Genomic DNA, 24,205 nt, shown 5'->3' with positions numbered 1-24,205 from the left:
CGCGGGGAACCATGGAACCCACAGAAAATCTCGACGTCTGCCTCGCGACGCTGCGCGACACCGATCGTGACCGTTATCTCGCCTGCCTTTTGTCGCCTGCCGACAAGCGCAATGCTCTGGCTGCCCTTTACGCCTTCAACGCCGAAATCGCCCGTATCCGCGATTCCGTGCGCGAGGCGCTGCCGGGTGAGGTGCGTATGCAATGGTGGCGTGACCTTGTCGACGGCAATCCGCACGGTGACAGCCAATCCCATCCGGTGGCCGCAGCGCTCCTGACGACGATCGAACACTATCGCCTGCCGCGCCCGGTGCTCGGCAATATGATCGAGGCGCGTATCTTCGATCTCTATGACGATCTGTTCGAGGATCGCAACGCGCTTGAGGGATACGCCGGCGAAACCGCCTCGGCCCTGATCCAGCTCGCAAGCCTCGTGCTTTCCGCCGAGGATGCCGCTCATAGCGCGGAAGCGGCGGGACATGCTGGTGTGGCCCAGGCCATGGCCGGCATGCTGCTGCTCATGCCGCTTCACCGGCGTCGCGGACAGGTCTATATTCCCGCTGACATGCTGGCCGCGGCTGGTCTTGATCGTGAAACCTTTCTTGCAGGTCAGGACAGGCAGCGTATCGGCATCGCCGTTGAAATTTTCGCCGCTCATGCGCTCGATCATATCGAGAAGGCAAGACGCGCGACGATCTCGAAAAACCTCTTTGCCGCCTATCTGCCCGTCGCTTTGTCCGGCCCGGTCATCGCTGCCGCCAGGAAGGCGGGGGCAGGGGTGTTCGACGGCGACCTGCAATTGTCGCAGCTTCGCCGGCAATGGTTGCTTGCGAAGGCCTCTTTCCTCAAGCGTTTCTGATCACAGGGCGCCTGTCACCAGGAGCCACACTTCACGCAAGCCTCGAGCTTTATGAATCCAGATTGGGTTCGTGTCGTTTCGAGTCGCGAATCGAAGGGTTTCGGTACTGAGGGAGCGTCCCGGATGAATTTGGCGATCTGGATTATCGTTTTCGTGCTGCTTGCGGTCTTTGCCGTTTATGCCTGGCGCATGTCGCGGGCGACCGAAGACGACAGCAGCCATGATGTGGGGCAGGCGATCATGGATTTCGCCCGTGCCTTTCCCAGTGAGGCGATCAGAAGCCTGCATATGACGGCGGATGGCGGCGCGGCTTTCGTGCGGCTGCATGATAACAAGGCCGGTTTCATGCGCAATATGGGGTCCCACTATGTCTGTGTGATGATCGATCCCGAGCGCATCCGGGTCGAAAGTCTGGAAACCGGTGATGGTTTCGTTGTCACCTTCTTCGATATGCCGAAATATAGCGGCTCATACCGCTTCAAATCTGCCGGAGAGGCGGCCGAGGTTTCGCTGTGGCTGCTTGGCAGCCTCGTGGAGGCGCAGGATCATCACGATGAAGGGCCGCTGCCCTCAGGCGTGTGAGCCCGCCTGCGTCATTGCCCTTCGAGCGGCGGGGTGGAGGCGGGCTGCTGGCGCTCGCGCCAGATGATGAACAGGCCGGATGCGACGATGATGAGGATGCCGAGCCATTTCGATGGGGTGGGGAAGTCCGAAAACAGCGCATAGCCGAGAATCGTCGCCGAGATGATCTCGAAATACTGGAATGGCGCCAGCAAAGACAGCGGTGCCAGCCGGAAGGCCCTGACGATCAGCAGGTGCATGTAGCCGGATAACGATCCCAGCAGAACCAGCAGGACAAGCGCAAAAGCGGATTGGGGAAGCGAGACAGCGAAGTCCTTGTCTCCCAGCGCATCGCCGGCAAAAAGTGCTGCCGCCATGAACAGCGTGCCGGCGATTCCGGACATGGTCTGCATGACAAGCGGGCTGTCGGCATCACCGATGGCGCGGTTCAGGAACAGATAAAGCGTATAGAAAAAGGCGCAGGCGACCGGCAGGAGCGAGGTCCAGCCGAAGATTTCGAAACTCGGCTGGATGACGATCAGCGCACCGCCAAAACCCACCACGATCGCCGTCCAGCGTTTCCAGCCCACTCTGTCGCCGAGGAAGAGGGCTGACATCATCGTCAGCATGAAAGGCTCTACGAAATAGATCGCGAAGACATCGGCAAGTGGCATGTATTTGACGGCGGCGAAGAACATCAGGCTGGCGGACGCATGCAGCACGCCGCGCAGGCAGTTCATCCATGGTCGTTTGGCGCTGAACAGCGCCCCGGGTGACACCACCAGCAGCAGCGGCAGGGTGCACAGGACCTGAAAAAAGAATCGGTAGAAAGTCACCTGCGCCGGCGACATGCCGACGCTCACCGCCATGTATTTGGCGATCGCATCCATGACCGGCAGCACCAGCATGCAGCCCGCCATGATGGTCATGCCCTTGGCGATGTCGTTGAAACCGGTCTGGCTTGTCATGGGTCAGGCTACGCTTTCGACCAGAAGGTCTAACGGGAGGGGACGTCCGCAAGGCCGCCCCCTTCCAAAGGTCAGGCGGCCTTCTGGCGCGGCAGGCTCTTCATATCAATGACGAAACGATAACGCACATCGCTTTTTATCATGCGTTCATAAGCGTCATTGATCTGATCGATATCGATCATCTCGATTTCGCCGGCGATGCCTTTTTCGGCGCAGAAATCCAGCATTTCCTGAGTCTCGGGAATACCGCCGATCATCGAGCCGGCAAAGGTCTTGCGGCCGGGGATGAGGCTGAAGGCCATCACCGAAAGTGGCTTTTCCGGCGCGCCCACCTGCACCAGCGCGCCATCGCGTTTCAGCAGCGCCAGATAGGCGTCGATGTCGTGGTCGGCGGCGACAGCATCGATGATGAGATCGAGGCTCGAGGTAGCCTTCTTCATCTGCTCCGCATCGCGGGAGATGATCACCTCGTGTGCGCCGAGTTTTTTGGCATCCTCCGCCTTGCCGGGCGAGGTGGTGATCATCACGACAGTCGCACCCATGGCATTGGCGAGCTTGACGGCCATATGGCCGAGGCCGCCCAGACCGACGACGCCGACGCGTTTGCCGGGGCCGGCATTCCAGTGGCGCAGCGGCGAGTAGGTGGTGATACCAGCGCAGAGTAGCGGTGCTGCTGCCGCCGGATCGAGCCCTTCGGGAATATTGAGCACATAGCGGTCATCCACCACCACATGGGCGGAATAGCCGCCAAGCGTATGCGCGCCGCCGCCCATCGCCTTGTCAGGGGAGTTATAGGTGCCGGTCATGCCGTTTTCGCAATATTGCTCCAGCCCTTCGGCGCAGCTTGCGCATTCGCGGCAGCTATCGACGATACAGCCGACACCGACGCGGTCACCCGTCTTGAACCGGGTGACTTGCGCGCCCACCCGACCGACACGGCCGACGATTTCGTGGCCGGGGACGCAAGGGTAGAGGGAGCCCGGCCATTCGCTGCGGGCCGTATGGATGTCCGAGTGGCAGACGCCACAGAATTCTATCTCGATTTCGACATCGCGCGGACCGGGATCGCGGCGCCTGATGGTCGCGAGCTTCATCGGCGAAGAGCCGTCATCGCAGGCATAGGCGGACGTTGTGAACATGGTCGTTCCTCCTCTTATGGTGATCGATGCATCAAACACCGGCCTGCGACAACGGTTGCGGTGGGATCAGCCGCCTGCGCCGGTTTCGGGCACTGCCGGGCCAAAAACCTCCTCAAAGGCCTCGCGCAGCAGAACGTCGACGTCGCCGATCATAACCGGCAATCCAAGATCGACAAGGCTGGTGACGCCATAGGCACTGATGCCGCAGGGAACGATGCCCGAGAAATGCGAGAGGTCGGGATCCACATTGATCGACAGTCCGTGAAAGCTCACCCATTTGCGCAGACGAATGCCGAGCGCTGCGATCTTGTCCTCTGCCATGCCGCCATCCGGCAAAAGAGGTTTTTCCGGCCGCCTGACCCAGACACCGACGCGATCCTCACGCCGCTCGCCACGGACATTCATCTTGTCGAGCGTGCGGATGATGACATCCTCCAGCGCCGCCACATAGGCGCGCACATCCTGCCGCCGCCGTTTCAGGTCGAGCATGACATAAACAACCCGCTGGCCGGGGCCGTGATAGGTATATTCGCCGCCGCGACCCGTGGCGAAGACGGGAAAACGGTCCGGCTCGATGAGGTCGGCTACATCGGCACTGGTGCCGGCGGTATAAAGCGGAGGATGCTCCAGCAGCCAGACGAGTTCGTCGGCCTCGCCGGCGGCGATAGCGGCCACCTCACGCTCCATCTCCTCGACAGCCTGCCCGTAAGCGACGAGGCCTTCCGAGATTCGCCAGCGAACGGGTGGTGATCCGGCGGCGGGGAACATATTTGTCTCGATATCCGTGCGTGTGAGCATGAAAAAGTCCTTTCCACAGCCTTCTCGCAAAATGGCGACAAGGCCGCAACCCCAGCATTTCCGGGCTTCCTGCATATAGGATGGTGCAGTGCGATTTTTAATTTCAAAAAACTGTCACGACGCTCTTGTGCACCCAAAATCCTTTTGCTACATGCACCCCCGTCGGCGCAAGTCGACGCCTACCACGATGCGGTCGTGGCGGAATTGGTAGACGCGCAGCGTTGAGGTCGCTGTGGGGCAACCCGTGGAAGTTCGAGTCTTCTCGACCGCACCAAAGAAACCCGCTTCGGCGGGTTTTTTCTTTTTTGGCCAATCGGTTAGCTTCCTGCTTTCTGGAAGCGTGCACGCTCGTTGCACTGAACTCCAAGCCACCGTCATGCCGACGAGACATTCTCCGCAGCTGTGTCGGGGCGGCAAATCATTGGGATTGCCGCCACCCCGGCCCGTCGTGGGCTAGCGTCGAATAATATTAGGTGACGTGCCGTTTTCATGATGGTTGCCATCGCCAACGCGATAAGGATCGCCGTCCATAACCTGATCCATCCGCCATCCGCTTCCGCGATATGGGCTCTCCCACGTTTGGCATCCCGTGAGAGCGACAGTCACAACCATCAATCCGAGAGCGAGAGTGGCTTGTCGCATATTGACCTCCTTTGAAATTCTTTCGCTCGATTATGTAGGAGCAGGTTTCTGACTTTGCGATATCTCTTCGAAATTTATCGGTGGTCGAACGGCCATGCGGATCAAACCGCGAATAAATTTCGGTGGATATCGATGCACGCTGCAGTAGTCGGACGGTTCCCCCTACAAAAACAAGGGGTGGAATATTAGAGGTCTGATGTTAGCTTTTGTCAGGAAAAAATGTCTGGAGGTTTTCGTGCTGGGGGACAAGACGGATTCAGACAATGCGCTCGGCTATTACATGTGGAGCATTTCCGACAACCGGCTGATCATGGATGCGGTCACCGCGGAATGTCATGGGTTTTCCCAAGAGGTTGCGTCACGCGGGGTGACGATCGAAGAGATTCTCGAGAGAATCGATTTCGAAATGCGCGATCAGGTGGCGCAGGCAATTTTTGAGAGCATCACGAGAGGGGTATTTTTCGATCAGCGTTACAAGGTTCATCTGCCTGATGGTTCGAGCCGGTGGATCGTGGCGAAGGGCAGGGCGATTTTCGATGCTGACAATACGCCGTTTCTCGGCATTGGCAGCGTCCGGGATATTACCGTCAAGAAAGCCTTTCAGTTCGAGCCCCGCCAGTAGAGATCAGGCCGGTGACGAATGCGCAAAAAAGGCGGCTTTCGCCGCCTTTCTCGTTTCGCTCCGCCGGGACATCAGAATACGGCGAGATATTTCAATAGCGAAATAATGCCGATGATGATGACGATCACCTGGGCGATCTGTTTTGCGCCGCCGCCGACCGGCAGTCGCGCGATGAGCCACAAGACGAGCACGATCACCAGGAAGGTGATCAGAATGCTGACGAGCGTAGATGTAACCATATGTCCCAGCTCCCTGTAAAATAAAGGTTCAACGGTCGTTCACCGTCGTGTGAATAAAAAGCGCCAGACGGTTTTTTGTTCCATACGGTTGGTTGCGCGCGATTAAATTTGGATTCTGTTGATGGTGGATGGTGCAAAAGTGAAATTGAGGCCGGTGGGCGCCAGGGCCAAAGTCGGACGGATTGGCCGGCCGATGATGTCGACGGTGACCGGCGGTGCTCTGGAGATCGTGACCGGTGTCTCGGAGCCGGGCTTCAACCCAATCGATCTTCTTTATTCGTCGCTTGCCGCGTGCCTTGCACTGAGCGCCCGGATTGCTGCAAGCCGGTTGGGGATGCTTGACCGCTTCGAAGGTGTTGCCGTCGACGTGTCAGGGGAAAAATCCGCAGACGAGCCGTATCGTATTCTCCGTTTCGATATCAGGATCGAGATTACGGGCGATTTCGATGAAGCGACCCGCGCCGCAATAGCTCATGCGGCGGAGGATATCTGCACCGTCAGCAACACGCTGAAGGGCAATGCGGAATTTGCACTGTCGACAACCGGCTGACGGTCACGGATTTCGGGATTTTTCCCACTTCTTCACCAGCCGGTCGCGCTTGAGCCTGGAGAGGCGCTTCAGCCAGAAGATACCGTCAAGCTGGTCGATCTCGTGCTGGATACAGATGGCGTGGAAGCCTTCGGCGGTCTCTGTCTGTTCAGCGCCAGTTATATCCTGAAACCTCACCTCGACCGTAGAAGGCCGTTCCACCTCGTCGGTGAAGCCCGGCATCGAGACGCTGCCTTCCACATGCCGCATGGTCTGCGGAGAGTGGCTGGTGATTTCAGGATTGATGTAGGTCAGGATGGTTCCCGGCGTCAGTTCAAGCACGAAGACACGTTGCAGCACGCCGATATGGGCCGCAGTGATGCCGACGCCGGGGGCAGCGCGCATCGTGTCGATCAGATCTGTTACCAGTTCCCGCAGATGATCGTCAAAAACCGTAACTGGCGCGCAGATCCCGGAAAGACCGGCATGGGGGTAGGGCAGGATCGGCCTGATTGCCAAGGAATGCTCCTTCGTTTCAAATCCGCGAGGATGAGGCGGCGAGCGCCTGTCCTTCCCCGGTCGCCTCCAGAAAGCTGCGCTGGGTACGGGCGTCGCGTTTCGTCACCCGCAGGAAGCTGGGCGACAGGCTCGTGATTTCGCGCAGAACGAGGGCATGTGCAAGCCCCAGCCGGTTGGCAATGCTGCGGCTATCGGTGGCGATGTCCTGATGGATCGCAACCAGGATTGCTGCTCCCGTCACCGTCAGCGCTGGAGACGATTGCTGGAGTTTTTCCACGGCCGCCAAAAAAGCGGCTGCGGATCGTTCCTCATCTGTCAAGCGGGCATCCGGCTCATCTGGCATCGGCGAGCAGGCGGACGGAAACCAGCACCGATTTCGATGTCGGCGTGAAGCTGCCTTCGCCGTAGCTCGACAGCGGCACCAGCACGTTCAGCTCCGGATAATACCCGCCGACGCTGCCGCGCGGGATATTATAGGGCACCAGACGGAAGTTCCTGGCGATGCGCTCCACCCCGTCGCCATATTCTCCGATGACATCCACACGCTGACGGGAATGGGCGCCAAGCGCCTCCATATCCGCAGGGTTCATGAAAATGACCTGGCGCTCGCCATAGACGCCGCGATAACGGTCATCCATGCCGTAGATCGTGGTGTTGTACTGATCGTGGCTGCGGAAGGTCTGTAGCACGAAAAGATTGTCGCGGGTCAGAGCCTGCTGGTGCTCGGTTTTCTCGGGCAGGGGGCCGCTATAGAAGGTGGCCTTTTTCGCCGGCGTGTTCCATTGCCGTTCGGCAGCAGCGTTGCGTAGATGAAAACCACGGGGAATACGGACACGCTCGTTGAAATTGTCGAAACCCGGAATGACGCGCTCGATCATGTCGCGGATGAGATCGTAGTCATCGGCGAGCGCCTTCCAGTTCACATTGACATTGCCGAGCGTGGCTTCAGCGATGCCGGCGACGATGGCGACTTCCGAGCGAAGTGCATCCGAGGCTGGCGGATTAATGCCGCCGGAACCATGCACCATGCTCATGGAATCCTCGACGGTGACGATCTGCGACCGGCCGGCCGAATTGCGGTCGATTTCCGTCCGGCCGAGGCAGGGCAGCACGAAGGAGGTTTCGCCCGGCACCAGATGCGAGTGGTTGAGCTTGGTGGTGATGTTGACGGTGAGCTTCTGCTTTTCGAACGCCTTGACGATCAGCGGACTGTCTGGGGTCGCCCGCAGGAAATTGCCGCCGAGTGCGATGAAGGTCTGAGCCTTCCCATCCAGCATGGCGGCCACGGCCTCAACGGTATTGTGGCCGGGCTTGCGCGGCATGGGAACGCCGAGTTCTTTTTCCAGTGCGTCGAGAAGCGCCGGCGGCGCTTTTTCGTCGATGCCGACGGTGCGGTCGCCCTGCACGTTGGAATGGCCGCGCACCGGGCAGAGGCCGGCGCCGGGACGGCCGACATTGCCCCGCAGCAGCATGAAGTTGGCGATTTCGCGAACGATCAGGACCGAGTGCCGGTGCTGGGTGACGCCCATCGCCCAGGTGGCGATGACAGAGCCGGCATTCATGTAGATGCCGGCTGCTTCTTCGATCTCGGCGCGGGTCAGGCCGGACTGGTCGAGGATGCTCTCCCAGCTGGTTGCATCGACCGCGGCGCGATAGGCTTCGAATTCGGCGGCATGGTCGGCAATGAAGTCGTAGTCGATAATGGCGGGCTCGCCCGCTGCCCTTGCGGCATCGTCTGCCGCGAAGACCGCCTTGCTCATGCCGCGCACCGCCGCCATGTCGCCGCCCTGGCGCGGCTGATAATAGTTGGTGGCGATCTTCGTGCTGCTGCCGGTGATCATTTCGATCTTGTCCTGCGGGTCGGCGAAGCGTTCCAGACCCTTTTCCCGGATGGGATTAAAGACGGCGATACGGGCACCGCGAAGGGCGGCGCGGCGCAGGTCGCCCAGCATGCGGGGGTGGTTGGTGCCGGGATTTTGCCCGATGACAAAAATGGCGTCCGTCTGTTCGAAATCCTCGAGCAGCACCGTGCCCTTGCCGACGCCGATCGATGCATTGAGGCCAACGCCGCTCGCCTCGTGGCACATGTTGGAGCAATCGGGGAAATTATTGGTGCCGTAAAGCCGCACCATCAATTGGTAGAGAAAGGCCGCCTCGTTGGAGGCGCGGCCGGATGTGTAGAATTCGGCCCGGTCGGGGCTGTCGAGGCTATTGAGGATACGGCCTATCTCGGCAAAGGCATCGTCCCAGGAAACGGGCAGATATGTGTCGCTCGCCCGGTCATAGCGCATCGGATGGGTGAGGCGGCCCTGTTTTTCCAGATCGTAGTCCGACCAGCTGCGCAGTTCGGAGACCGTGTGGCGGGCGAAGAAATCCGGCGGAACCCGTGCCTCCGTCGCTTCCCATGACACCGCCTTGACGCCGTTTTCGCAGAACTCGAAGGAGGAACCGTGTTCGGGGTCACCCCAGGCGCAGCCCGGGCAGTCGAACCCGTCCGGCTGGTTGGTCTTCAAAAGGGTGCGGGCGCCGGAAATCGGCGCCCCGGATTCCAGCAGGCGTTTGCCAACGCTTTTGAGTGCGCCCCAGCCGCCCGCGGCGGTCGACGCCTTGCCTATGAAATCCGTCTTGCTCATGGTTCTTTTTCCCGGAAACTGTCTTCTCGTGCCTGGCTGTCGGCGTTTGCCGTTTGTCAAAAACATCTTCAGAAGCCCCGATCCGGGCCGGCTGTCAATGTCTTAATTGTGCATTGCGGCAGAACCCTTATTCGCTGTTCGACAATTGAAATGGGAACGGCGTAAAGGGGGTGGACGTTGTCGCAAAACAAGCCGCAAAGATTGGCTAAACATGCTTGTTGCCGCCGGCTTAGGCCCTCCCGGCGGATAGGAAGAGGAATGTTGAATGGATTTTTCGCCGCAGCCGGGAAGCTTGTGTATCTGCAGCTATCCGGTTGTTGACAATATGCTTTTTAACGCCATTCTGCCTGCGCATCCGTGCACTGCGGCATTTGAATACGAAGGGACGCCAGATGACAGACCGTGACGACGATCCTGTCGCGCCCGACGACGTAAAGCCGGCAGAAGCGCTCTCCGATATTTACGCGGAAGATGGGTCCGTCCGCTCCGATTTTCTGGCGATGGTTGGCGCTGCGATCGCCGATCGCGACCTGCTTTTCCTGCGTAAGAATGTTGCGCGGCTGCATGAGTCAGAGCTCGGCGACGTGCTCGAATCCATCCTGCCGGAACAGCGCCACGCGCTGGTTAGGCTTCTGGGTTCCGATTTCGACATGACGGCGCTGACCGAGGTGGATGAGGGCATCCGTCTCGATATCGTCGACCAGATGTCGAACGAGCAGATCGCCGCCGGTATCGGCGAACTCGATTCGGACGACGCGGTCTACATTCTCGAGGACCTCGACGACGAGGACCGCGAGGATATTCTCTCGCAACTGCCGTTTACCGAACGCGTGCGGCTGATGCGGGCGCTGGATTATCCGGAAAGCTCGGCCGGCCGCCGCATGCAGACGGAATTCGTCGCCGTTCCGCCGTTCTGGACCGTGGGGCAGACCATCGACTACCTGCGCGAAGAAGAGGAACTGCCCGAATCCTTCTCGCAGATCTTCGTCATCGACCCGACCTTCAAGCTGGTCGGGGCGCTCGATCTCGACAAGGTGCTGCGCGCCAAGCGTCAGGTGAAGATCGAAACGATCATGCACGAGACCAACCACTCCATTCCAGCCGAGATGGACCAGGAAGAGGCAGCGCAGCTTTTCGAGCAATATGACCTTCTCTCCGCCGCCGTGGTCGACAATAACGGCCGGCTGGTCGGCGTTCTCACCATCGATGACGTGGTCGACGTCATTCAGGAGGAGGCGGAGGAGGACTTGCTGCGTCTCGGCGGTGTGGGTGACGAAGAACTGTCGGACAGTATCTTCAGCACCTCGCGCTCGCGCGTGCCCTGGCTTGCGGTCAACCTGCTCACCGCCTTTCTCTCCGCTTCCGTCATCAGCCTGTTCGATGCGACGATCCAGCAGATCATTGCGCTCGCAATCCTGATGCCGGCGGTGGCAGGCATGGGCGGCAATGCCGGCTCGCAGACCATGACCGTATCGGTGCGAGCACTCGCCACCAAAAGCCTCGATATTCACAATGCCGCCCGCATCATCCGGCGTGAGGCGGGGGTGGGTATCCTGAACGGCATGCTGTTCGGCTGCGCCATCGGCATCGTCGCCGGGGTGTGGTTTCAGGATATCCATATTGGCGGCATCATCGCCACGGCCATGTGTCTCAACATGCTGGCGGCGGCGCTGGCAGGCATTCTCATACCGCTGGTTCTCGACAAGTTCGGCGCTGACCCCGCCGTTTCCTCCGCGGTCTTCGTGACGGCGGTGACCGACATTGTCGGCTTTTTCGCCTTTCTGGGAATCGCGACCTGGTGGTACGGTATTTCCGGATAGGTGAAGTGGGCAAAAATTGACTTTTACGTGAAGGTCAAATAATATCTTCCGACCATGAATCGGATAGGCCTTTGGACAAGTATTATAGCATAACCGAACTGACACGCGAATTCGGTGTTTCCACCCGCACCTTGCGATTTTACGAGGACGAGGGGCTGATTCACCCTGAGCGTCGCGGGCGCACACGTCTGTTCAGGTCTGCCGACCGCCGTCTCATTCAGGAAATCCTGCGCGGCCGCCGGATCGGCTTCACCATCGCCGAGATTCGCGAGATTATTCATGTCTACAAGGAGCCGCCGGGCGAATCGGGTCAGCTCGTGTTGCTGATGAAGAAGGTCGATGAAAAGCGTGCCGATCTCAGGCAGAAACGCAAGGACATCGAAGAGACGCTGGCTGAACTCGACAATGTCGAAGAAGCCTGTCTGACGCGGCTTGCCGAAATCGGCGTGGGGACTTGAGCGAAGATTTCGTGAGATATTCGCAGTCATCGGTTAAGAATTAATATTTCTCCTCCGTCATCCTCGGGCTTGTCCCGAGGATCTGCAGCGGTATGATTTTATGCAACGTGGATAGATCCTCGGGTCAAGCCCGAGGATGACGCCGAGTCTGACGGGAACGCTCGCCGGTCTCGCAGGCCAACGGCTACTGCGCCTCAACCGTACACTGCTGCGCCACTTCGCTGACCTTCGTCTGCTGATCCGCGCTGAGCTTGCCTTCCATCATCGTGTCGAACAGATTTTCCGCCTGCAGCTTTTCCAGCGTGCAGCCGCAGAAACGCTGGCAGAGTTCCGCCCCGTTCGGCTGCTCGACGCAGCTTTTTTCGCAGCTTGATTTATAAAGCTCGACCTGATCGACCGGCGGAGGCGGGGCGACGAGGGAGAGCGTATAAACGAGGCCGATCAGCACCGGCTGGTGGATGAGGTAGAAGGCGAGGCTATGGCGGCCGGCGCTGGCGACGAGATTGCGCGGCGCGCTTGGATTGCGAAAACGATCAAGCCAACCGCGTGGCGTGACGAATTGGGAAACCGCAAGGCCGCCGAGGAAGGGTGCAAGCCAGGGCAGCAGCGGCACGTAGTCATTCGAGCGCGGCGGCATGGTGGAAAAGCCGATCCAGGCCAGCCATTTTGCGTTGAAGATATCGGACTGCAGATATTGCGGCAGGATGAACGCAATGACGGCGAAAAGCAGCGTCACGGGCGCGGGCGCCCGCAGGAACAGTAGCCCGACGAGGCTTGCGGCGGCGATATTGTGCAATATGCCGAAGAAGATGAAACTGTCCGGAAAAGCGAAATAGGTGGCGACGGTGATGAGCAGGGCTGCGCCGGCCACCATCGCAAAACGCTTACCGAAGGACTGCCAGTTCAGACCCCTGCCATGGGCGAGAAACAGGCTGAAGCCTGCAAGAAACAGGAACGAGCTGGCGATGCCGCGCGCATAAAGCTTCCAGAGACCCGTGGTTGCCGTACCGGGTTCGAGATAGCCGAAATATTCCAGATTCCATGTGAAATGGTAGGACGCCATGGCGAGGAGCGCGAGCCCCCTGAGGGTATCCAGCCCGCCGATGCGACCTTTGCGGCGGTTTTCATTTGCGGCTGCGTCTGTGTCCATGTTTTCCGCTTTTTTTCAGCTTTTCGAGGGGCCGGCATTCACTTGGATATGCTTGAAATGACGTGTGGGCTTGGCCCTTTAAGTGCGGCTATTTCAAGGCCGGTTTTCTTCCATGATGGCGCGGCGGGCCTCTGAAAAGAACTGGCGGCGCAACAGCGCCACGATGATGATGACGGTGCTGGCGATGAAGACATAGGGGCTGATGAACCAGCCGAGATAACCGATGGACAGAAAGATCGTCCGCAGGCCGTCATTGAAGTTCTTAGCAGCGATGATGTTCATCTTTATGACGTTTTCGGCCGCACGCTCTGCTGCCTCACGGTCCGTACTGACATCGTGGACCATGGGAATGGCACCGAACAGGATGGTGCAATAGTTGAACAGGCGATAGGACCAGCCGAATTTGAAGAAGGAATAACCGAACAGGCAGGTGAGCCCGATGACCTTCAGTTCAAAGGCCGTGCGCCCGGCATAATGCACGAAGGGCATGTCGCGAAACACCGATTCGACCTGGTCAGTGGCGCCCAGCAAGGCGAAACATCCGCCGATGGCGAAGATGGAGGTGGAAGCGAAAAAGGCGGTGCCGTTCTGCAGGCCGGCCATGATCTGCGTATCGATCATCTTCAGGTCGCGTTTCAGCGAATTCAGGATCCAGTCGCGACGGCGCTCGGCCATGGCCTGATTGAGGCTGGCGCGCGAAAACAGCCGCTTTCTCGTCGTGATATGGCTGTAGGTAACCCACAACAGGATGAAAACGACGATCGAAATATAGTCCATGACGGTCATCACGGGCAGGGCACCTTGCTGTTTGCGAATCTTTGAAAGCATATTGATTTGAAGGCTATGGCAAGGCAATGGCGGCGATTGCCGTCACCGGATATTCTCTTGTGGCGTTGCCGCCGCACCATTCGGATTTTCGCTAACGTCCCGGTAACCAAGTCGCTTTATCAATCACTTCGCGGACGACAGGTCTGCCGGTTCCGGGTCAGGTTTTGCGTACCGGTTCCGCGTCATTTTCCGGCACGGCCGCCCGCGATTGACAGGATGGTCTTTCGCACATAGCCTTTTATCAGGACCGGTGTTTCCGGCATCCGGGGTAATCAGGGCTTTTGATGTCCCGCATCCTGCGGGCAGGTCTTGTTTCTCCGATCCGGTATCAGCGGCAGTCCGGCATGAGCAACCGGGGGACGCCTTTTTCTACGAATCGTTCCCTTCATGGCCGTCTGTCCCTGGCTTGCGACACCGCAAAGATGCCGGTCCGCTTCATTCTTTCCTTTCAGGTTTTCCATGACAGATAAAAACCGCTCCGTTTTCATTCTTGGCGGCGCGCGCTCCGGCAAGTCGCGTTTTGCCGAAGAGCTTGCGGGAAAAGCGGGCGGACGCCTGCATTATCTCGCAACCGGCCGGGCCTGGGATGACGAGATGCGGGATCGTATCAGCCATCATCAGGAACGGCGCGGCGGGGAATGGACCACCCATGAAGCGCCGGTCGATATTGCCACCGTGCTGCAGCGGCTCGACAGCCCTGACAGTGTCATCCTCATCGACTGCCTGACATTGTGGCTCACCAATCTGATGATGGAGAATGCCGATATGGAGACGGCCTTCGCGGAACTGGAGGCGGCGATTGTATCGACGCGTGCAAAGCTGATCCTCGTCTCCAACGAGGTCGGCCTCGGCATCGTACCGGAAAACCGCATGGCGCGCGAATTCCGCGATCATGCCGGCCGTCTGCACCAGCGCGTCGCGGCGATTGCCGGTGAGGTCTATTTTGTCGCCGCCGGGCTGCCGCTGAAGATGAAGGGCTGAAAACGGGAGCCGGCCCCGAGCCTAACCTTTTCAGGAGCTGTTCGGTTTGTGTCCACTAGGGCCTGAAATTATCGGTCATTTCCGATGGCGGCTCCTCAGGCGGTTGTGGACCTGACTTTGTTTTTCCGGGAGAGGTGCCGCTCATCGTCGCGAATTCGATCCCGTTTTGCTCAAAGGCATCCTTCAGCATCGAATAGGCTTTTCGGCGGATGATCGATTGCTGACCGTTTGGTTTCACCATCATGCCGAAACCGAGCGTCATGCCGTAGTCTCCGAACTGTTCGACACCCTTGAGCTTGACCGTCTCGATGAGCATCGGCCCGAATTCCGGGTCATCCTTCAATGCCTTGCCGATTTCGCGGGTAATCGATTTCACTTTTGTGAGGTCGGTATCAAAGGCAACGGTGACGAGAAACTTGTCGATCGACCAGTCGCGGCTCATGTTTTCGACAGCGCCGAGCGATCCGAAGGGCACGGTATAGATCGGTCCGCGATGGTGGCGCAGTTTCACCGAGCGAATGCTGAAGGACTCCACGGTTCCCTTGTATGAACCGCTCTGAATATATTCACCCACGCGGAAAGCATCGTCGATCATGTAGAAGACACCGCTGATGATGTCCTTTACCAGCGTCTGCGAACCGAACCCGATGGCGATCCCGAAAATCCCGGCGGAGGCGAGCAGGGGGCCTATGTCGACCCCAAGTTCGGAGAGAACCGTCATGACGCTGACGGCGCTGATCAGGATTCCCAGCATGTTGCGCAGGATCGGCAGGATTGTCTGCAATCTGTCGTCCGAGGCAGGCACGCCATGCTCGCTCGCCGCCGGGGCATTCATTTCCAGCCGCCGCGAAATCACCGTCTTGATCGCCACCCAGAAGAGGTCGGCAAAGAGCAGGACCAGAATACCATGCAGCAAGCCCGTGAACATCGCGCTCACGGTCGATCCGCCCGGAAGCGCGCCCGGATGGTTTCGAATGAGGAACAGGAGCCATATGACCGCGGCGCCCAGCACCAGCAGCCGGACACTGCGTTGCGCGAGAACCGGGCGGAAGTCCGTTTCGGAATAGCCGCCCATCGCGGTCGCGGTTTTTCGCGCCGCTATTCCCAGCGTGCCGACGGCACCGGGAAGAACCAGCGCAAAAAATCCCAGCCAGAAAAATACGCCGGCACCCGCGATCCAGACGGCAAACAGGATGAACAGGTAAAAGGTGAAGGCCACATCCAGCGACCGCCGGCGTTCGGTATTCGCGTCCGCCTGCGGCTGGCGCCAGATAAAATAGATGCCAAGGGCAAAGAGTGCCGCGATCATCGCATAGGAGATGAGTTTGACTGCGGCAGCCGTCACCCCGAGGCTGACAAGCATGCGCAGCGCGGCCCAGCACACCATCGCCACTGCCAGGAGATCGAGAGAGCGTGTGAGCCAGAATTGGCGCCGTGAATTCAGACCGTCATTGATGACCCGTTTCAACAGATCGACGACCGCTTTCACGAGCGGAAGGCCGACGCTGACCGCAAGCCACGGAAGCAGCACCGCGCTCAGGAGCGGCGGCAACGGAATGGTGAAAAACATGATCGTCGCCGAAAGGCCATATCCCACCACGGGCAGCAGGCGTCTCGAGGCTGTCGCCAGCGCAAATTCGGCGACATTGCCGGGCAGGGCGCTTGCGGTGCGGGCGGCGGTTATCCAGTAGGTCGCGATCCCGGCCGTGATGCCCACTCCGAAAAGCAGCGCGACATGGGCGAGGAAGCGGAGAAGACCATAAGCCTCGATTTCGTTGACGAGTGTTGTTACCGCCTTCGACAATTCCCCGGGAATCGCCGGGGCATCACCGGCGAGCCGTGCCAGATGTTCGCGCCGCTTGCTTGCCCATTGGTCGAGCACGCTCATGTTGCCGTCATCAGGGGCGGCCACGTCAGACGTATCGGACAGCCGTTGCGCCAGAAGGCTGCGAACATCGTCCTGCCCCATGAGGTTGAGGAGCTGGTCGACTTTCTGTTCCGTGGTCTGATTTGCCGGATTTGCGGGCGTGGGAGTCTGGGCGAAGACGGTGGAGGAAGAAAACAGGCACAAGGCCAGCCAGAGAGCCGGCAAGCGGGCGCAGAACCTCAAAAGGCGGGATAAAACATTCATTCCTCAACCCCACACCAGCCCGGAAGATGCCGGGCCTCCCGTGATTTGGCCAGTTTCATCGCTTCGGCCAATGCGTCGTCAAAGGAGTCGCTGAGGAGATCACGATCGATTCGTCGTCTCAGAAAATCGGCCCAGCCGAATTCGGAGAAGGGAATAATGACTTTCGCGTAACCGCCGGCCATGCGCAGGGCTCCGGCAAGCGATCGAAAAGGATCATCCTCGAGATCGTGTATGTTTTTCGGGATGTCGCCGGATTGCCGCCGCAGGCCCTGAGCATCAAAGGGATAGATCAGGTTGCGATGGTCCATCACCGACCAGAACTCATCCTTGCCAAGGTGGGAAAACTTGGCAACCTCGCTTGTCAGCACATGTTCCACGCCCTCCTTGGAGAGTGCGAGAACGAGGTGATGGTGGTCGATGAGATAAGCCCTATCCTTGGGGCCGGCCACGACCGGAACGATGTGGTTTCCCAGAAAATCGTCTCCGTCTTTTTTCCTGGTTTCACGCCACTCCTTTCTTTTCAGTTCGACCTCGCGGAAGCCCACCGCGATCTGCGTCGGTCGTAACTTGTCGATGGCAATACGAGACAGACGAGGCTCATAAATATGCGTCATTTTTCCTCCTTGAGGCCGTCCATCGCGGCAACGGCATCGTCAACGCTGTAGTTTGCCCGACGCAAAAGATCGTCTCCGCCACCGGCGGCGACAACGTCGCGCACCGCATCGTGCATTGGGGCGTAGCGAATTCCGATGTTGCGCCCGCGCAGGCTGGCGTCGAATTCCAGCAGCGCCTCAAGGGCTGTCGTATCGAGTTCAAATGTCTCCTCGAGGCTGATGATGACGGCGTTGATGTCAGGGCTCGCGAGTATGCGGCGGGTGATTTCCGCGAATGTCGGCTCGGCATTTCCGAAGAAAAGCGGTTGCGCCGGGCGCAGGACGAGCATGCCGGCCGGCTCCGCGGCATCCGGATGCCGCTTCACATCCACGAAGTCGTGGCTCGCGCCGAGGCGGCCGAGCATCACGATGCGCGGGGAGGAAAGTCTTTGCAGGAATACGGCGAAAGACAGCACGATTGCTGCCAGCATTCCGTTGAGGACGCCAAGGAAAAGCACGCCGGCGGTTGCCGCCAGGGCAAGCACGAGGTCCTGTCGCAGCCGCCACAGCCTCAAAAACGGAGAGGGATCCAGCGCGTGAAGCAGCGCCACGATGATGATGGCGGAAAGCGCGGCATGCGGAATATAGGCAAACCAGTCGGCCGCGGCAAAGGTGAAGCCGGCAAGCCCGATCGCGGCGATGGCCGAGGCCATTCTCGTGCGCGGATTGGCCGCTTCGCTTGCAGCACCCGCGGAAAACCCGGCCCCGACGGGCATTCCCTGTAATGCGGCGCTTGCGACATTGGCAATACCAAGCGTTTTCAGTTCACGATTGGCATCCACGTCTTCCCCGTGCCGTAGCGACAGGCCCCGTATCGTTCCCCAGGATTCGGCAAACAGGATCAGCACCAGAGGCGGGGCGAAACGCGCCACATGCGCCAGTTCATCGAGCGAGAGCGTGGTGACACTTCCCCATATGCCGGACAGATCGATTGGGCCGACGACATCGACACCGCGTTGCTGCAAATCGAACATGACGGAGATGGGGATCGCCAGCGCTATGATGATGAGGCTTCCGGGAATCTGGGGATAACGTCTTGCGAAAAGCAGAAGGATAAGGGCGGCGATGCCGATCGACAGGCTGAACCCGTTCCACTGGCCGGGATTGGTCAATATCTGCAAGATCGCCTCGAATGTGCCGGCTCCCGCTTGCGGCATGCCGAAGATCGCGGGAAACTGTTTGAGCGAAATGAGGATCGCCAGTCCGAATGCAAAGCCGCGCAGCACGGGCCTCGAAATGATGCTCGACAGGGCGCCCAGCCGCAATGTGCCGGCGGCAAGGAAAAACAGCCCGACAAGAAACACCGCGACGGCGACCAGCAGCATCTTCTGTCCGGGCTGCGGCACGAGCGCGGCCAGCATGGCTGCAAGGATCGCGGCGGATGATGAGGTTGGCGAGATGATGGCGAAACGGCTCTGGCCAAGAAGGGCATAAACAAGACAACCTGCCATTGCCGCATATAATGCATGCTGGGGCGGAACGCCGGCGATGCCGGAATAAGCGATCGCCTCCGGTAACATCAGCCCGGCGACGGAAAGCCCTGCGAGAATATCCCGCCCGTTGTTACCCATGCCGCACCGTGATCCTCACCGGAGTTCTCGCGCCAAACACGACAATATCAGGATTAGCGTGAAGTCTCGATGGAAATCCAGTGGCTTGGCAGCGCGGATCGATGAGCTCCGGGGCCGGCGAAAGAGGTCGAGCCAAACGCAGGAGGTTTTTGTTCTTCCGCAATTCCTTTCATGAAGCCGAACCCTGTTTTGCCGGGGCTGCGACAGCTTGGCTTTCTTGATCTGGATCAAGGTGGCGCTGCCCTGCCGGTGGCAATGCTCCAACCGACGCAAAGGCGCGTTTGCGCTCTCCCAGGCGCATATCTGCCTTTCGTCGGTCGGCTTGCACGTTGGGGGAAACCAACAATGAATTACACGTTAGAAACCGCGATCGTGGCCCTCGGGGCCTTTCTCGCGTTGCTCGGGGCCGCTTTTGCCCATGACAGTCTTTTTGCCGCCCATATGTGGGTGCTGTTCTTTACACTTGTGGTCAGCACGGTGCTTCTGTTGCGCCGTGTTTCCTTCGCGCCTGTCGATCCGGCCGCGCGTGCTCGCCGCAACTCCGAATATTTCGATGAGGTGGTGAAATACGGCGTCATCGCCACCGTGTTCTGGGGTGTTGTCGGTTTTCTGGTCGGGGTGGTTGTGGCGTTGCAGCTCGCCTTTCCCGATCTCAATATTGCACCTTATTTCAATTTCGGCCGCATGAGGCCGCTGCACACCTCGGCGGTGATCTTCGCTTTCGGGGGAAATGCGCTGATCGCCACATCCTTCTACGTGGTGCAGAGAACGTGTCGCGCCCGCCTGTTCGGCGGCAATCTCGGCTGGTTCGTGTTCTGGGGCTATAATCTCTTCATTATCATGGCCGCCACCGGTTATCTACTGGGCATCACCCAGGGCCGTGAATATGCCGAGCCGGAATGGTATGTGGACATCTGGCTGACCATCGTCTGGGTCGCCTATCTCGCCACTTTCCTCGGCACCATCCTCACGCGCAAGGAGCCACATATCTATGTGGCCAACTGGTTCTATCTCAGCTTCATCGTCACGATTGCCATGCTGCATATCGTCAATAATCTGGCGGTGCCCGTGTCCTTCCTCGGGGTCAAGAGCTACTCGGCATTTTCGGGCGTGCAGGATGCGCTGACGCAATGGTGGTACGGCCATAACGCCGTCGGCTTCTTCCTTACCGCCGGCTTCCTCGGCATGATGTATTATTTCATTCCCAAGCAGGTGAACCGCCCGGTCTATTCCTATCGCCTGTCGATCATCCACTTCTGGGCGCTGATCTTCATGTATATCTGGGCCGGCCCGCACCATCTGCACTACACGGCGCTGCCCGACTGGGCGCAGACACTGGGCATGGTGTTCTCGATCATGCTGTGGATGCCCTCCTGGGGCGGGATGATCAACGGCCTGATGACGCTTTCGGGCGCATGGGACAAGATCCGTACAGACCCCATCGTGCGCATGATGGTGATGGCGGTGGCCTTCTACGGCATGGCGACCTTCGAAGGTCCGATGATGTCGATCAAGGCCGTCAACTCGCTCAGCCACTATACCGACTGGACCATCGGCCACGTTCATTCCGGCGCGCTCGGCTGGAACGGCATGATCACCTTCGGCGCGATCTATTACCTGACACCGAAACTGTGGGGCAGGGACCGTCTCTATAGCCTGCAACTGGTCAATTGGCACTTCTGGCTCGCCACGCTCGGCATCGTCGTCTACGCCGCCGTGATGTGGGTAGCCGGCATCCAGCAGGCCTTGATGTGGCGCGAATATGATAGCCAGGGCTTCCTCGTCTATTCCTTCGCGGAATCGGTCGCGGCACTGTTCCCCTATTACGTGATGCGTGCATTGGGCGGCCTGATGTTCCTCAGCGGCGCGCTGATCATGGCCTACAACGTCACCATGACCATCCTCGGTCATCAACGCGAGGAGGGCGCCAGCAAGGGCGCGGCTCCTTCGCTGCAGCCTGCTGAATAAGGAGGGGCCGATGTCCATACTCGATAAACACGGCGTCATCGAACGCAACGCCACTCTGCTTCTGGTCGGCTCGCTGCTGGTGGTGTCGATCGGCGGTATCGTTGAAATCGCACCGCTTTTTTATCTCGAAAACACCATTGAGAAGGTGGAGGGCATGCGACCCTACTCGCCGCTGGAACTGGCCGGGCGCAACATCTACATCCGCGAGGGATGTTATGTCTGCCACAGCCAGATGATCCGGCCGTTCCGCGACGAGGTGGAGCGTTACGGGCATTACAGCCTGGCGGCGGAATCCATGTACGACCACCCGTTCCAATGGGGTTCCAAGCGCACGGGGCCTGACCTCGCGCGTGTCGGTGACCGCTATTCGAATGAATGGCATGTGCAGCACCTGGCCAATCCGCGCTCGGTGGTGCCGGAATCGATCATGCCGTCCTATGCGTTCCTGAAGACCACGCCGCTCAAGATCACGGATGTCTCCATGGAGCTGAAGGCCAATCGCGCCGTCGGTGTGCCCTACAGCGACGAGATGATCGAGAAGTCCGCGACCGATCTTCACGCGCAGGCCGATCCTAACGCTGATACGAGCGAGCTACTTGAGCGTTATCCGAAGGCGAAGGTCGGCGATTTCGATGGCGATCCGGCCAAGCTTACCGAAATGGATGCACTGGTTGCCTATCTGCAGATGCTCGGCACGCTGGTCGATTTCTCGACCTATGACGATGCCGCCGGATACCGGTGAGGAGGCGACACGATGGAAACCTACACGGCCATGCGCCACTTCGCCGACAGCTGGGGCCTGCTTGCCATGACCCTGTTCTTCGCCGGCGTCGTCGTTTTCACCCTTCGCCCCGGCTCCAAAAAAGCCGCGGACGATGCCGCCAGCATTCCGCTCAGGGAGGACTAGGATATGTCCGAAAAACACATTGATGAGATCAGCGGCGTCGAAACCACCGGCCATGAATGGGACGGTATTCGCGAGTTGAACAATCCCATGCCGCGCTGGTGGGTCTGGACCTTCTATTTCACGATCCTCTGGGCCATCGGCTATACCATTGCCTATCCGGCATGGCCGCTGATCAATGGCGCAACCCAAGGATTGCTCGGCTGGAGCAGCCGCGGCGAGATCGCCGCCGAGATTGCGGATGCGAAACAGTCGCAGAGCGTTTATGTCGATAAAATCGCCAATTCGTCGCTTGCTGAAATCCAGGCGGATCCGACCCTGATGCAATTTGCCCTTTCCGGCGGCGCTGCCGCTTTCAAGGTCAATTGCATTCAGTGTCACGGTTCGGGCGCGGAAGGCGGGCAGGGTTATCCCAACCTCAATGACGACGACTGGATGTGGGGCGGCAGCGTCGATGATATTTATACGACGGTAAAGCACGGCATTCGTTTTGCCGACGATGCGGATACACGCGCTTCAGAAATGCCTGCTTTCGGCGACATTCTGAAATCGGATGAAATCCGCGCGGTCGCCGCCTATGTCGTTAGCCTCACCGGCACCCCATCCAACCCGGCGCTGGTGGAGCCCGGCAAGCAGCTCTTTGCCGACAATTGCGCCTCGTGCCACGGGGAAGACGCCAAGGGCAATCGCGAATTCGGCGCGCCCAATCTGGCCGACGCGATCTGGCTCAAAGCGCATGGGGAAGAGGGTATCGTTGCGCAGATCCGTTCGCCGAAGCACGGGGTCATGCCCGCCTGGGGCGAGCGTCTTGGCGATACGACTGTCAAACAGCTGGCGATCTTCGTGCATTCGCTTGGTGGGGGCGAATGAGGCAAGTAGAATGTAAAGAAGGGGCGCCGGCGAGGCGCCCTTTTCAGATCAGGCGTTTTCCGCCCGTCCGTCCGGATATTCGGCTGGTCCCTTCAACTCGATCTTGTTGCCGAAGGGATCACGGAAATAGAACGAATATCCCATTCCTCTCGCGCCGCCGTGAAAGGCTTCCTGTTCTATCGTGACGTTAAATTTCGCCAGATGTGCGCGAAGCGCGTCATGGTTCAGAGGACCGGTCGCTATGCAGATGTGATCGACATTACGTCCTCCGGCGACGGGCGGAGCAGCCTTTGTGCCACCGGGGTGCGTGACATCCCACAGAACGATCAAGGCGTTTCCGCACCAGACTTGTTCCATCCCCAGAGCAGGGTAGGAGTATCCATCCGTACACCCCAGTACGTTCCGGTAAAAATCGAGCGCCCGCGTCATGTCGTCGACGATGAAGACGACATGATCGATACCGACCAACGAAAAAGGCGGCGTTGTCAAAGTCATGGCGGGCTCCTGCCGATCAGTTTTTCGACCAGACGGCCAGTTCATATCCATCCGGATCGGTGAAATGGAAACGCCGGCCACCGGGAAAGGCGAAGATCGCGACGCTGATCTGGCCGCCGGCGGCTTCGATGCGCCGCTGCACGTCCTCGATATCGGCGGCGTAGAGAATAACGAGCGGTCCGCCCTTGGCCGAAACCGGCGCGGTGGTGGTGAAGCCGCCCGTTAGGCGGCCATCGGAAAACTCGCAATATTGCGGGCCGTAATCCTTGAAGGTCCAGCCGAACGCCCCGCCGTAAAATTCCTTGCTGCGCTCGATATCGGAGACATTGAATTCGACATAGTCGATGCGCCGTTCGTTGGTATTTTCTGTCATCATTTACTCCATCAATCCGCTTCAAGCAGGGATTTCAGCATTTCGAGATCGGCCGTGATCGCGCTCGCGTCCTGCTCGAAATCCTCATCCGTCATCCCTTCGAGTCGGAGCAGCGTGAAGCTGACCTCCGTGCCGCTGCCATTCGGGGTGACCCTTAGCGCGTTATAGACCTTCAGTCCGTCAGGCAATGTGACGACATGATCTATGACGCCAAATTCATTGTGGGGTGCGAAATTCACGCGAACCTCACCGAGCGGCCCGCCTTTCGCGATCCAGTCTTCGCCATCGGCTTCGAGGCCGCCTGCAAGGCCTGCGGCCCAGCGAGGCATGTTTCCTGGATTGGCGGCGAAGTCGTAGACCTCTGCCCACGGTTTTTCGACAGACAGATGAATGATTCTCGACTGCATGACAGGCATTTCATCCTCCCTTGGCGGCGCTTTCCCCGGACTGCGCCACTTTGTCGTCACTTGATGTAAGTCAAGGATGTTTCACCGCG

At 59.2% G+C, this 24,205-nt stretch carries 26 protein-coding genes and 1 tRNA gene; 12 read left to right on the top strand and 15 right to left on the bottom strand.

Features of this window, described 5'->3' with window-relative positions; all coding sequences use genetic code 11:
- Positions 1 to 11 precede the first annotated feature (11 nt).
- A complete protein-coding gene (locus tag ATU_RS07690; RefSeq protein ID WP_010971712.1) occupies positions 12 to 857 on the top strand; it encodes a phytoene/squalene synthase family protein in 846 nt (281 codons plus the stop codon).
- A 123-nt stretch (positions 858 to 980) separates the two neighbouring features.
- Positions 981 to 1,439: a hypothetical protein gene (locus ATU_RS07685; protein ID WP_010971711.1), complete on the top strand. Its 459-nt coding sequence runs from the start codon at positions 981 to 983 to the stop codon at positions 1,437 to 1,439.
- Between the two features lie 11 nt (positions 1,440 to 1,450).
- Here ATU_RS07685 and ATU_RS07680 read toward each other — a convergent pair whose 3' ends face one another.
- The 3 genes from ATU_RS07680 to lipB all read right to left on the bottom strand — a co-directional run bounded on the left by ATU_RS07680 (position 1,451) and on the right by lipB (position 4,323).
- Positions 1,451 to 2,386 carry a DMT family transporter gene (locus tag ATU_RS07680; RefSeq protein ID WP_035258811.1) on the bottom strand — a complete coding sequence of 312 codons (936 nt, stop codon included), beginning with the start codon at positions 2,384 to 2,386 and terminating at the stop codon, positions 1,451 to 1,453.
- Positions 2,387 to 2,457: 71 nt separating this feature from the next.
- The gene (locus ATU_RS07675) at positions 2,458 to 3,525 is read right to left on the bottom strand and encodes an NAD(P)-dependent alcohol dehydrogenase (RefSeq protein ID WP_010971709.1); all 1,068 of its coding nucleotides are present in this window, start codon (positions 3,523 to 3,525) and stop codon (positions 2,458 to 2,460) included.
- A gap of 66 nt (positions 3,526 to 3,591) precedes the next feature.
- Positions 3,592 to 4,323, bottom strand: a complete 732-nt coding sequence (gene lipB, locus ATU_RS07670; RefSeq protein WP_035258843.1) for a lipoyl(octanoyl) transferase LipB — start codon at positions 4,321 to 4,323, stop codon at positions 3,592 to 3,594.
- A gap of 189 nt (positions 4,324 to 4,512) precedes the next feature.
- Here lipB and ATU_RS07665 point away from each other — a divergent pair.
- Positions 4,513 to 4,597: transfer RNA gene (locus tag ATU_RS07665), tRNA-Leu, on the top strand.
- A 564-nt stretch (positions 4,598 to 5,161) separates the two neighbouring features.
- Complete coding sequence (locus ATU_RS07660) at positions 5,162 to 5,587, top strand: PAS domain-containing protein (RefSeq protein WP_010971706.1); 426 nt, start codon at positions 5,162 to 5,164, stop codon at positions 5,585 to 5,587.
- Between the two features lie 71 nt (positions 5,588 to 5,658).
- On the opposite strand, the gene ATU_RS26545 is transcribed toward ATU_RS07660, so the two are convergent.
- Positions 5,659 to 5,826, bottom strand: a complete 168-nt coding sequence (locus ATU_RS26545) for a Thivi_2564 family membrane protein (RefSeq protein WP_003502827.1) — start codon at positions 5,824 to 5,826, stop codon at positions 5,659 to 5,661.
- A gap of 121 nt (positions 5,827 to 5,947) precedes the next feature.
- Between ATU_RS26545 and ATU_RS07655 the strand changes: the two genes are divergently transcribed.
- Positions 5,948 to 6,376, top strand: a complete 429-nt coding sequence (locus tag ATU_RS07655; protein WP_006316299.1) for an OsmC family protein — start codon at positions 5,948 to 5,950, stop codon at positions 6,374 to 6,376.
- 3 nt (positions 6,377 to 6,379) lie between these two features.
- Here the strand turns inward: ATU_RS07655 and ATU_RS07650 are convergent, their stop codons facing one another.
- From ATU_RS07650 to ATU_RS07640, 3 genes are read right to left on the bottom strand one after another with little or no spacing between them, the layout of a single operon-like run.
- On the bottom strand, positions 6,380 to 6,874 hold the full coding sequence (locus ATU_RS07650) for a peptide deformylase (protein WP_010971705.1): 495 nt from the start codon (positions 6,872 to 6,874) through the stop codon (positions 6,380 to 6,382).
- 16 nt (positions 6,875 to 6,890) lie between these two features.
- Positions 6,891 to 7,217, bottom strand: coding sequence for a hypothetical protein (locus tag ATU_RS07645; protein ID WP_010971704.1), 327 nt, complete (start codon positions 7,215 to 7,217; stop codon positions 6,891 to 6,893).
- Positions 7,207 to 9,507, bottom strand: a complete 2,301-nt coding sequence (locus tag ATU_RS07640) for an FdhF/YdeP family oxidoreductase (protein WP_035258814.1) — start codon at positions 9,505 to 9,507, stop codon at positions 7,207 to 7,209. The genes ATU_RS07645 and ATU_RS07640 overlap by 11 nt, the downstream gene beginning before the upstream one ends.
- A 392-nt stretch (positions 9,508 to 9,899) precedes the next feature.
- Between ATU_RS07640 and mgtE the strand changes: the two genes are divergently transcribed.
- Together mgtE and ATU_RS07630 are read left to right on the top strand one after the other, a co-directional pair.
- Entirely contained in the window at positions 9,900 to 11,327 is a 1,428-nt protein-coding gene (gene mgtE, locus ATU_RS07635) for a magnesium transporter (RefSeq protein ID WP_010971702.1), read from the top strand.
- 71 nt (positions 11,328 to 11,398) lie between these two features.
- On the top strand, positions 11,399 to 11,785 hold the full coding sequence (locus tag ATU_RS07630; protein WP_003515319.1) for a MerR family transcriptional regulator: 387 nt from the start codon (positions 11,399 to 11,401) through the stop codon (positions 11,783 to 11,785).
- Between the two features lie 184 nt (positions 11,786 to 11,969).
- Here ATU_RS07630 and ATU_RS07625 read toward each other — a convergent pair whose 3' ends face one another.
- Entirely contained in the window at positions 11,970 to 12,935 is a 966-nt protein-coding gene (locus tag ATU_RS07625) for a heparan-alpha-glucosaminide N-acetyltransferase (protein ID WP_010971701.1), read from the bottom strand.
- A gap of 93 nt (positions 12,936 to 13,028) precedes the next feature.
- Positions 13,029 to 13,721, bottom strand: a complete 693-nt coding sequence (locus ATU_RS07620; RefSeq protein ID WP_010971700.1) for a DUF599 domain-containing protein — start codon at positions 13,719 to 13,721, stop codon at positions 13,029 to 13,031.
- Between the two features lie 501 nt (positions 13,722 to 14,222).
- Here ATU_RS07620 and cobU point away from each other — a divergent pair.
- A complete protein-coding gene (gene cobU, locus ATU_RS07610) occupies positions 14,223 to 14,744 on the top strand; it encodes a bifunctional adenosylcobinamide kinase/adenosylcobinamide-phosphate guanylyltransferase (RefSeq protein ID WP_006316292.1) in 522 nt (173 codons plus the stop codon).
- Between the two features lie 55 nt (positions 14,745 to 14,799).
- Here the strand turns inward: cobU and ATU_RS07605 are convergent, their stop codons facing one another.
- From ATU_RS07605 to ATU_RS07595, 3 genes are read right to left on the bottom strand one after another with little or no spacing between them, the layout of a single operon-like run.
- Complete coding sequence (locus ATU_RS07605) at positions 14,800 to 16,875, bottom strand: mechanosensitive ion channel family protein (RefSeq protein ID WP_010971699.1); 2,076 nt, start codon at positions 16,873 to 16,875, stop codon at positions 14,800 to 14,802.
- On the bottom strand, positions 16,872 to 17,489 hold the full coding sequence (locus tag ATU_RS07600; protein WP_010971698.1) for a ParB-like protein: 618 nt from the start codon (positions 17,487 to 17,489) through the stop codon (positions 16,872 to 16,874). The genes ATU_RS07605 and ATU_RS07600 overlap by 4 nt, the downstream gene beginning before the upstream one ends.
- Positions 17,486 to 19,099, bottom strand: a complete 1,614-nt coding sequence (locus tag ATU_RS07595) for a SulP family inorganic anion transporter (protein ID WP_010971697.1) — start codon at positions 19,097 to 19,099, stop codon at positions 17,486 to 17,488. The genes ATU_RS07600 and ATU_RS07595 overlap by 4 nt, the downstream gene beginning before the upstream one ends.
- Before the next feature lie 345 nt (positions 19,100 to 19,444).
- Between ATU_RS07595 and ccoN the strand changes: the two genes are divergently transcribed.
- Genes ccoN through ccoP form a run of 4 tightly spaced genes read left to right on the top strand, consistent with a single transcriptional unit; the run spans position 19,445 to position 22,841 of the window.
- The gene (ccoN, locus tag ATU_RS07590) at positions 19,445 to 21,067 is read left to right on the top strand and encodes a cytochrome-c oxidase, cbb3-type subunit I (protein ID WP_006316285.1); all 1,623 of its coding nucleotides are present in this window, start codon (positions 19,445 to 19,447) and stop codon (positions 21,065 to 21,067) included.
- A gap of 10 nt (positions 21,068 to 21,077) precedes the next feature.
- Entirely contained in the window at positions 21,078 to 21,809 is a 732-nt protein-coding gene (gene ccoO, locus ATU_RS07585) for a cytochrome-c oxidase, cbb3-type subunit II (RefSeq protein ID WP_010971696.1), read from the top strand.
- A gap of 12 nt (positions 21,810 to 21,821) precedes the next feature.
- Positions 21,822 to 21,974, top strand: a complete 153-nt coding sequence (locus ATU_RS07580; protein WP_006316283.1) for a CcoQ/FixQ family Cbb3-type cytochrome c oxidase assembly chaperone — start codon at positions 21,822 to 21,824, stop codon at positions 21,972 to 21,974.
- 3 nt (positions 21,975 to 21,977) lie between these two features.
- A complete protein-coding gene (ccoP, locus tag ATU_RS07575) occupies positions 21,978 to 22,841 on the top strand; it encodes a cytochrome-c oxidase, cbb3-type subunit III (RefSeq protein WP_006316282.1) in 864 nt (287 codons plus the stop codon).
- A 48-nt stretch (positions 22,842 to 22,889) separates the two neighbouring features.
- Here the strand turns inward: ccoP and ATU_RS07570 are convergent, their stop codons facing one another.
- The 3 genes from ATU_RS07570 to ATU_RS07560 are packed head-to-tail and all read right to left on the bottom strand — an operon-like array spanning position 22,890 to position 24,125.
- The gene (locus ATU_RS07570; RefSeq protein WP_006316281.1) at positions 22,890 to 23,336 is read right to left on the bottom strand and encodes a VOC family protein; all 447 of its coding nucleotides are present in this window, start codon (positions 23,334 to 23,336) and stop codon (positions 22,890 to 22,892) included.
- Between the two features lie 16 nt (positions 23,337 to 23,352).
- The gene (locus tag ATU_RS07565; RefSeq protein WP_010971695.1) at positions 23,353 to 23,709 is read right to left on the bottom strand and encodes a VOC family protein; all 357 of its coding nucleotides are present in this window, start codon (positions 23,707 to 23,709) and stop codon (positions 23,353 to 23,355) included.
- A gap of 11 nt (positions 23,710 to 23,720) precedes the next feature.
- Positions 23,721 to 24,125 (bottom strand): SRPBCC family protein, encoded by a 405-nt coding sequence (locus ATU_RS07560; RefSeq protein ID WP_006316279.1) that lies wholly within the window; start codon positions 24,123 to 24,125, stop codon positions 23,721 to 23,723.
- Between the last annotated feature and the right edge of the window lie 80 nt (positions 24,126 to 24,205).

Origin of the sequence: Agrobacterium fabrum str. C58 (assembly GCF_000092025.1) — a bacterium.
Lineage (GTDB): Bacteria > Pseudomonadota > Alphaproteobacteria > Rhizobiales > Rhizobiaceae > Agrobacterium > Agrobacterium fabrum.
The sequence above is the reverse complement of the archived record's forward strand: the minus strand, read 5'-3'. Positions and strand labels throughout refer to the sequence as shown.

Bases quoted from the DNA above. Each gene is read 5' to 3' on its own strand.
- ATU_RS07690 (WP_010971712.1), top strand. From the start codon at position 12: ATGGAACCCACAGAAAATCTCGACGTCTGCCTCGCGACGCTGCGCGAC.
- ATU_RS07685 (WP_010971711.1), top strand. From the start codon at position 981: ATGAATTTGGCGATCTGGATTATCGTTTTCGTGCTGCTTGCGGTCTTT.
- ATU_RS07680 (WP_035258811.1), bottom strand. From the start codon at position 2,386: ATGACAAGCCAGACCGGTTTCAACGACATCGCCAAGGGCATGACCATC.
- ATU_RS07675 (WP_010971709.1), bottom strand. From the start codon at position 3,525: ATGTTCACAACGTCCGCCTATGCCTGCGATGACGGCTCTTCGCCGATG.
- lipB (WP_035258843.1), bottom strand. From the start codon at position 4,323: ATGCTCACACGCACGGATATCGAGACAAATATGTTCCCCGCCGCCGGA.
- ATU_RS07660 (WP_010971706.1), top strand. From the start codon at position 5,162: ATGTTAGCTTTTGTCAGGAAAAAATGTCTGGAGGTTTTCGTGCTGGGG.
- ATU_RS26545 (WP_003502827.1), bottom strand. From the start codon at position 5,826: ATGGTTACATCTACGCTCGTCAGCATTCTGATCACCTTCCTGGTGATC.
- ATU_RS07655 (WP_006316299.1), top strand. From the start codon at position 5,948: ATGGTGGATGGTGCAAAAGTGAAATTGAGGCCGGTGGGCGCCAGGGCC.
- ATU_RS07645 (WP_010971704.1), bottom strand. From the start codon at position 7,217: ATGCCAGATGAGCCGGATGCCCGCTTGACAGATGAGGAACGATCCGCA.
- ATU_RS07640 (WP_035258814.1), bottom strand. From the start codon at position 9,507: ATGAGCAAGACGGATTTCATAGGCAAGGCGTCGACCGCCGCGGGCGGC.
- mgtE (WP_010971702.1), top strand. From the start codon at position 9,900: ATGACAGACCGTGACGACGATCCTGTCGCGCCCGACGACGTAAAGCCG.
- ATU_RS07625 (WP_010971701.1), bottom strand. From the start codon at position 12,935: ATGGACACAGACGCAGCCGCAAATGAAAACCGCCGCAAAGGTCGCATC.
- ATU_RS07620 (WP_010971700.1), bottom strand. From the start codon at position 13,721: ATGACCGTCATGGACTATATTTCGATCGTCGTTTTCATCCTGTTGTGG.
- cobU (WP_006316292.1), top strand. From the start codon at position 14,223: ATGACAGATAAAAACCGCTCCGTTTTCATTCTTGGCGGCGCGCGCTCC.
- ATU_RS07605 (WP_010971699.1), bottom strand. From the start codon at position 16,875: ATGAATGTTTTATCCCGCCTTTTGAGGTTCTGCGCCCGCTTGCCGGCT.
- ATU_RS07600 (WP_010971698.1), bottom strand. From the start codon at position 17,489: ATGACGCATATTTATGAGCCTCGTCTGTCTCGTATTGCCATCGACAAG.
- ATU_RS07595 (WP_010971697.1), bottom strand. From the start codon at position 19,099: ATGGGTAACAACGGGCGGGATATTCTCGCAGGGCTTTCCGTCGCCGGG.
- ccoN (WP_006316285.1), top strand. From the start codon at position 19,445: ATGAATTACACGTTAGAAACCGCGATCGTGGCCCTCGGGGCCTTTCTC.
- ccoO (WP_010971696.1), top strand. From the start codon at position 21,078: ATGTCCATACTCGATAAACACGGCGTCATCGAACGCAACGCCACTCTG.
- ATU_RS07580 (WP_006316283.1), top strand. From the start codon at position 21,822: ATGGAAACCTACACGGCCATGCGCCACTTCGCCGACAGCTGGGGCCTG.
- ccoP (WP_006316282.1), top strand. From the start codon at position 21,978: ATGTCCGAAAAACACATTGATGAGATCAGCGGCGTCGAAACCACCGGC.
- ATU_RS07570 (WP_006316281.1), bottom strand. From the start codon at position 23,336: ATGACTTTGACAACGCCGCCTTTTTCGTTGGTCGGTATCGATCATGTC.
- ATU_RS07565 (WP_010971695.1), bottom strand. From the start codon at position 23,709: ATGACAGAAAATACCAACGAACGGCGCATCGACTATGTCGAATTCAAT.
- ATU_RS07560 (WP_006316279.1), bottom strand. From the start codon at position 24,125: ATGCCTGTCATGCAGTCGAGAATCATTCATCTGTCTGTCGAAAAACCG.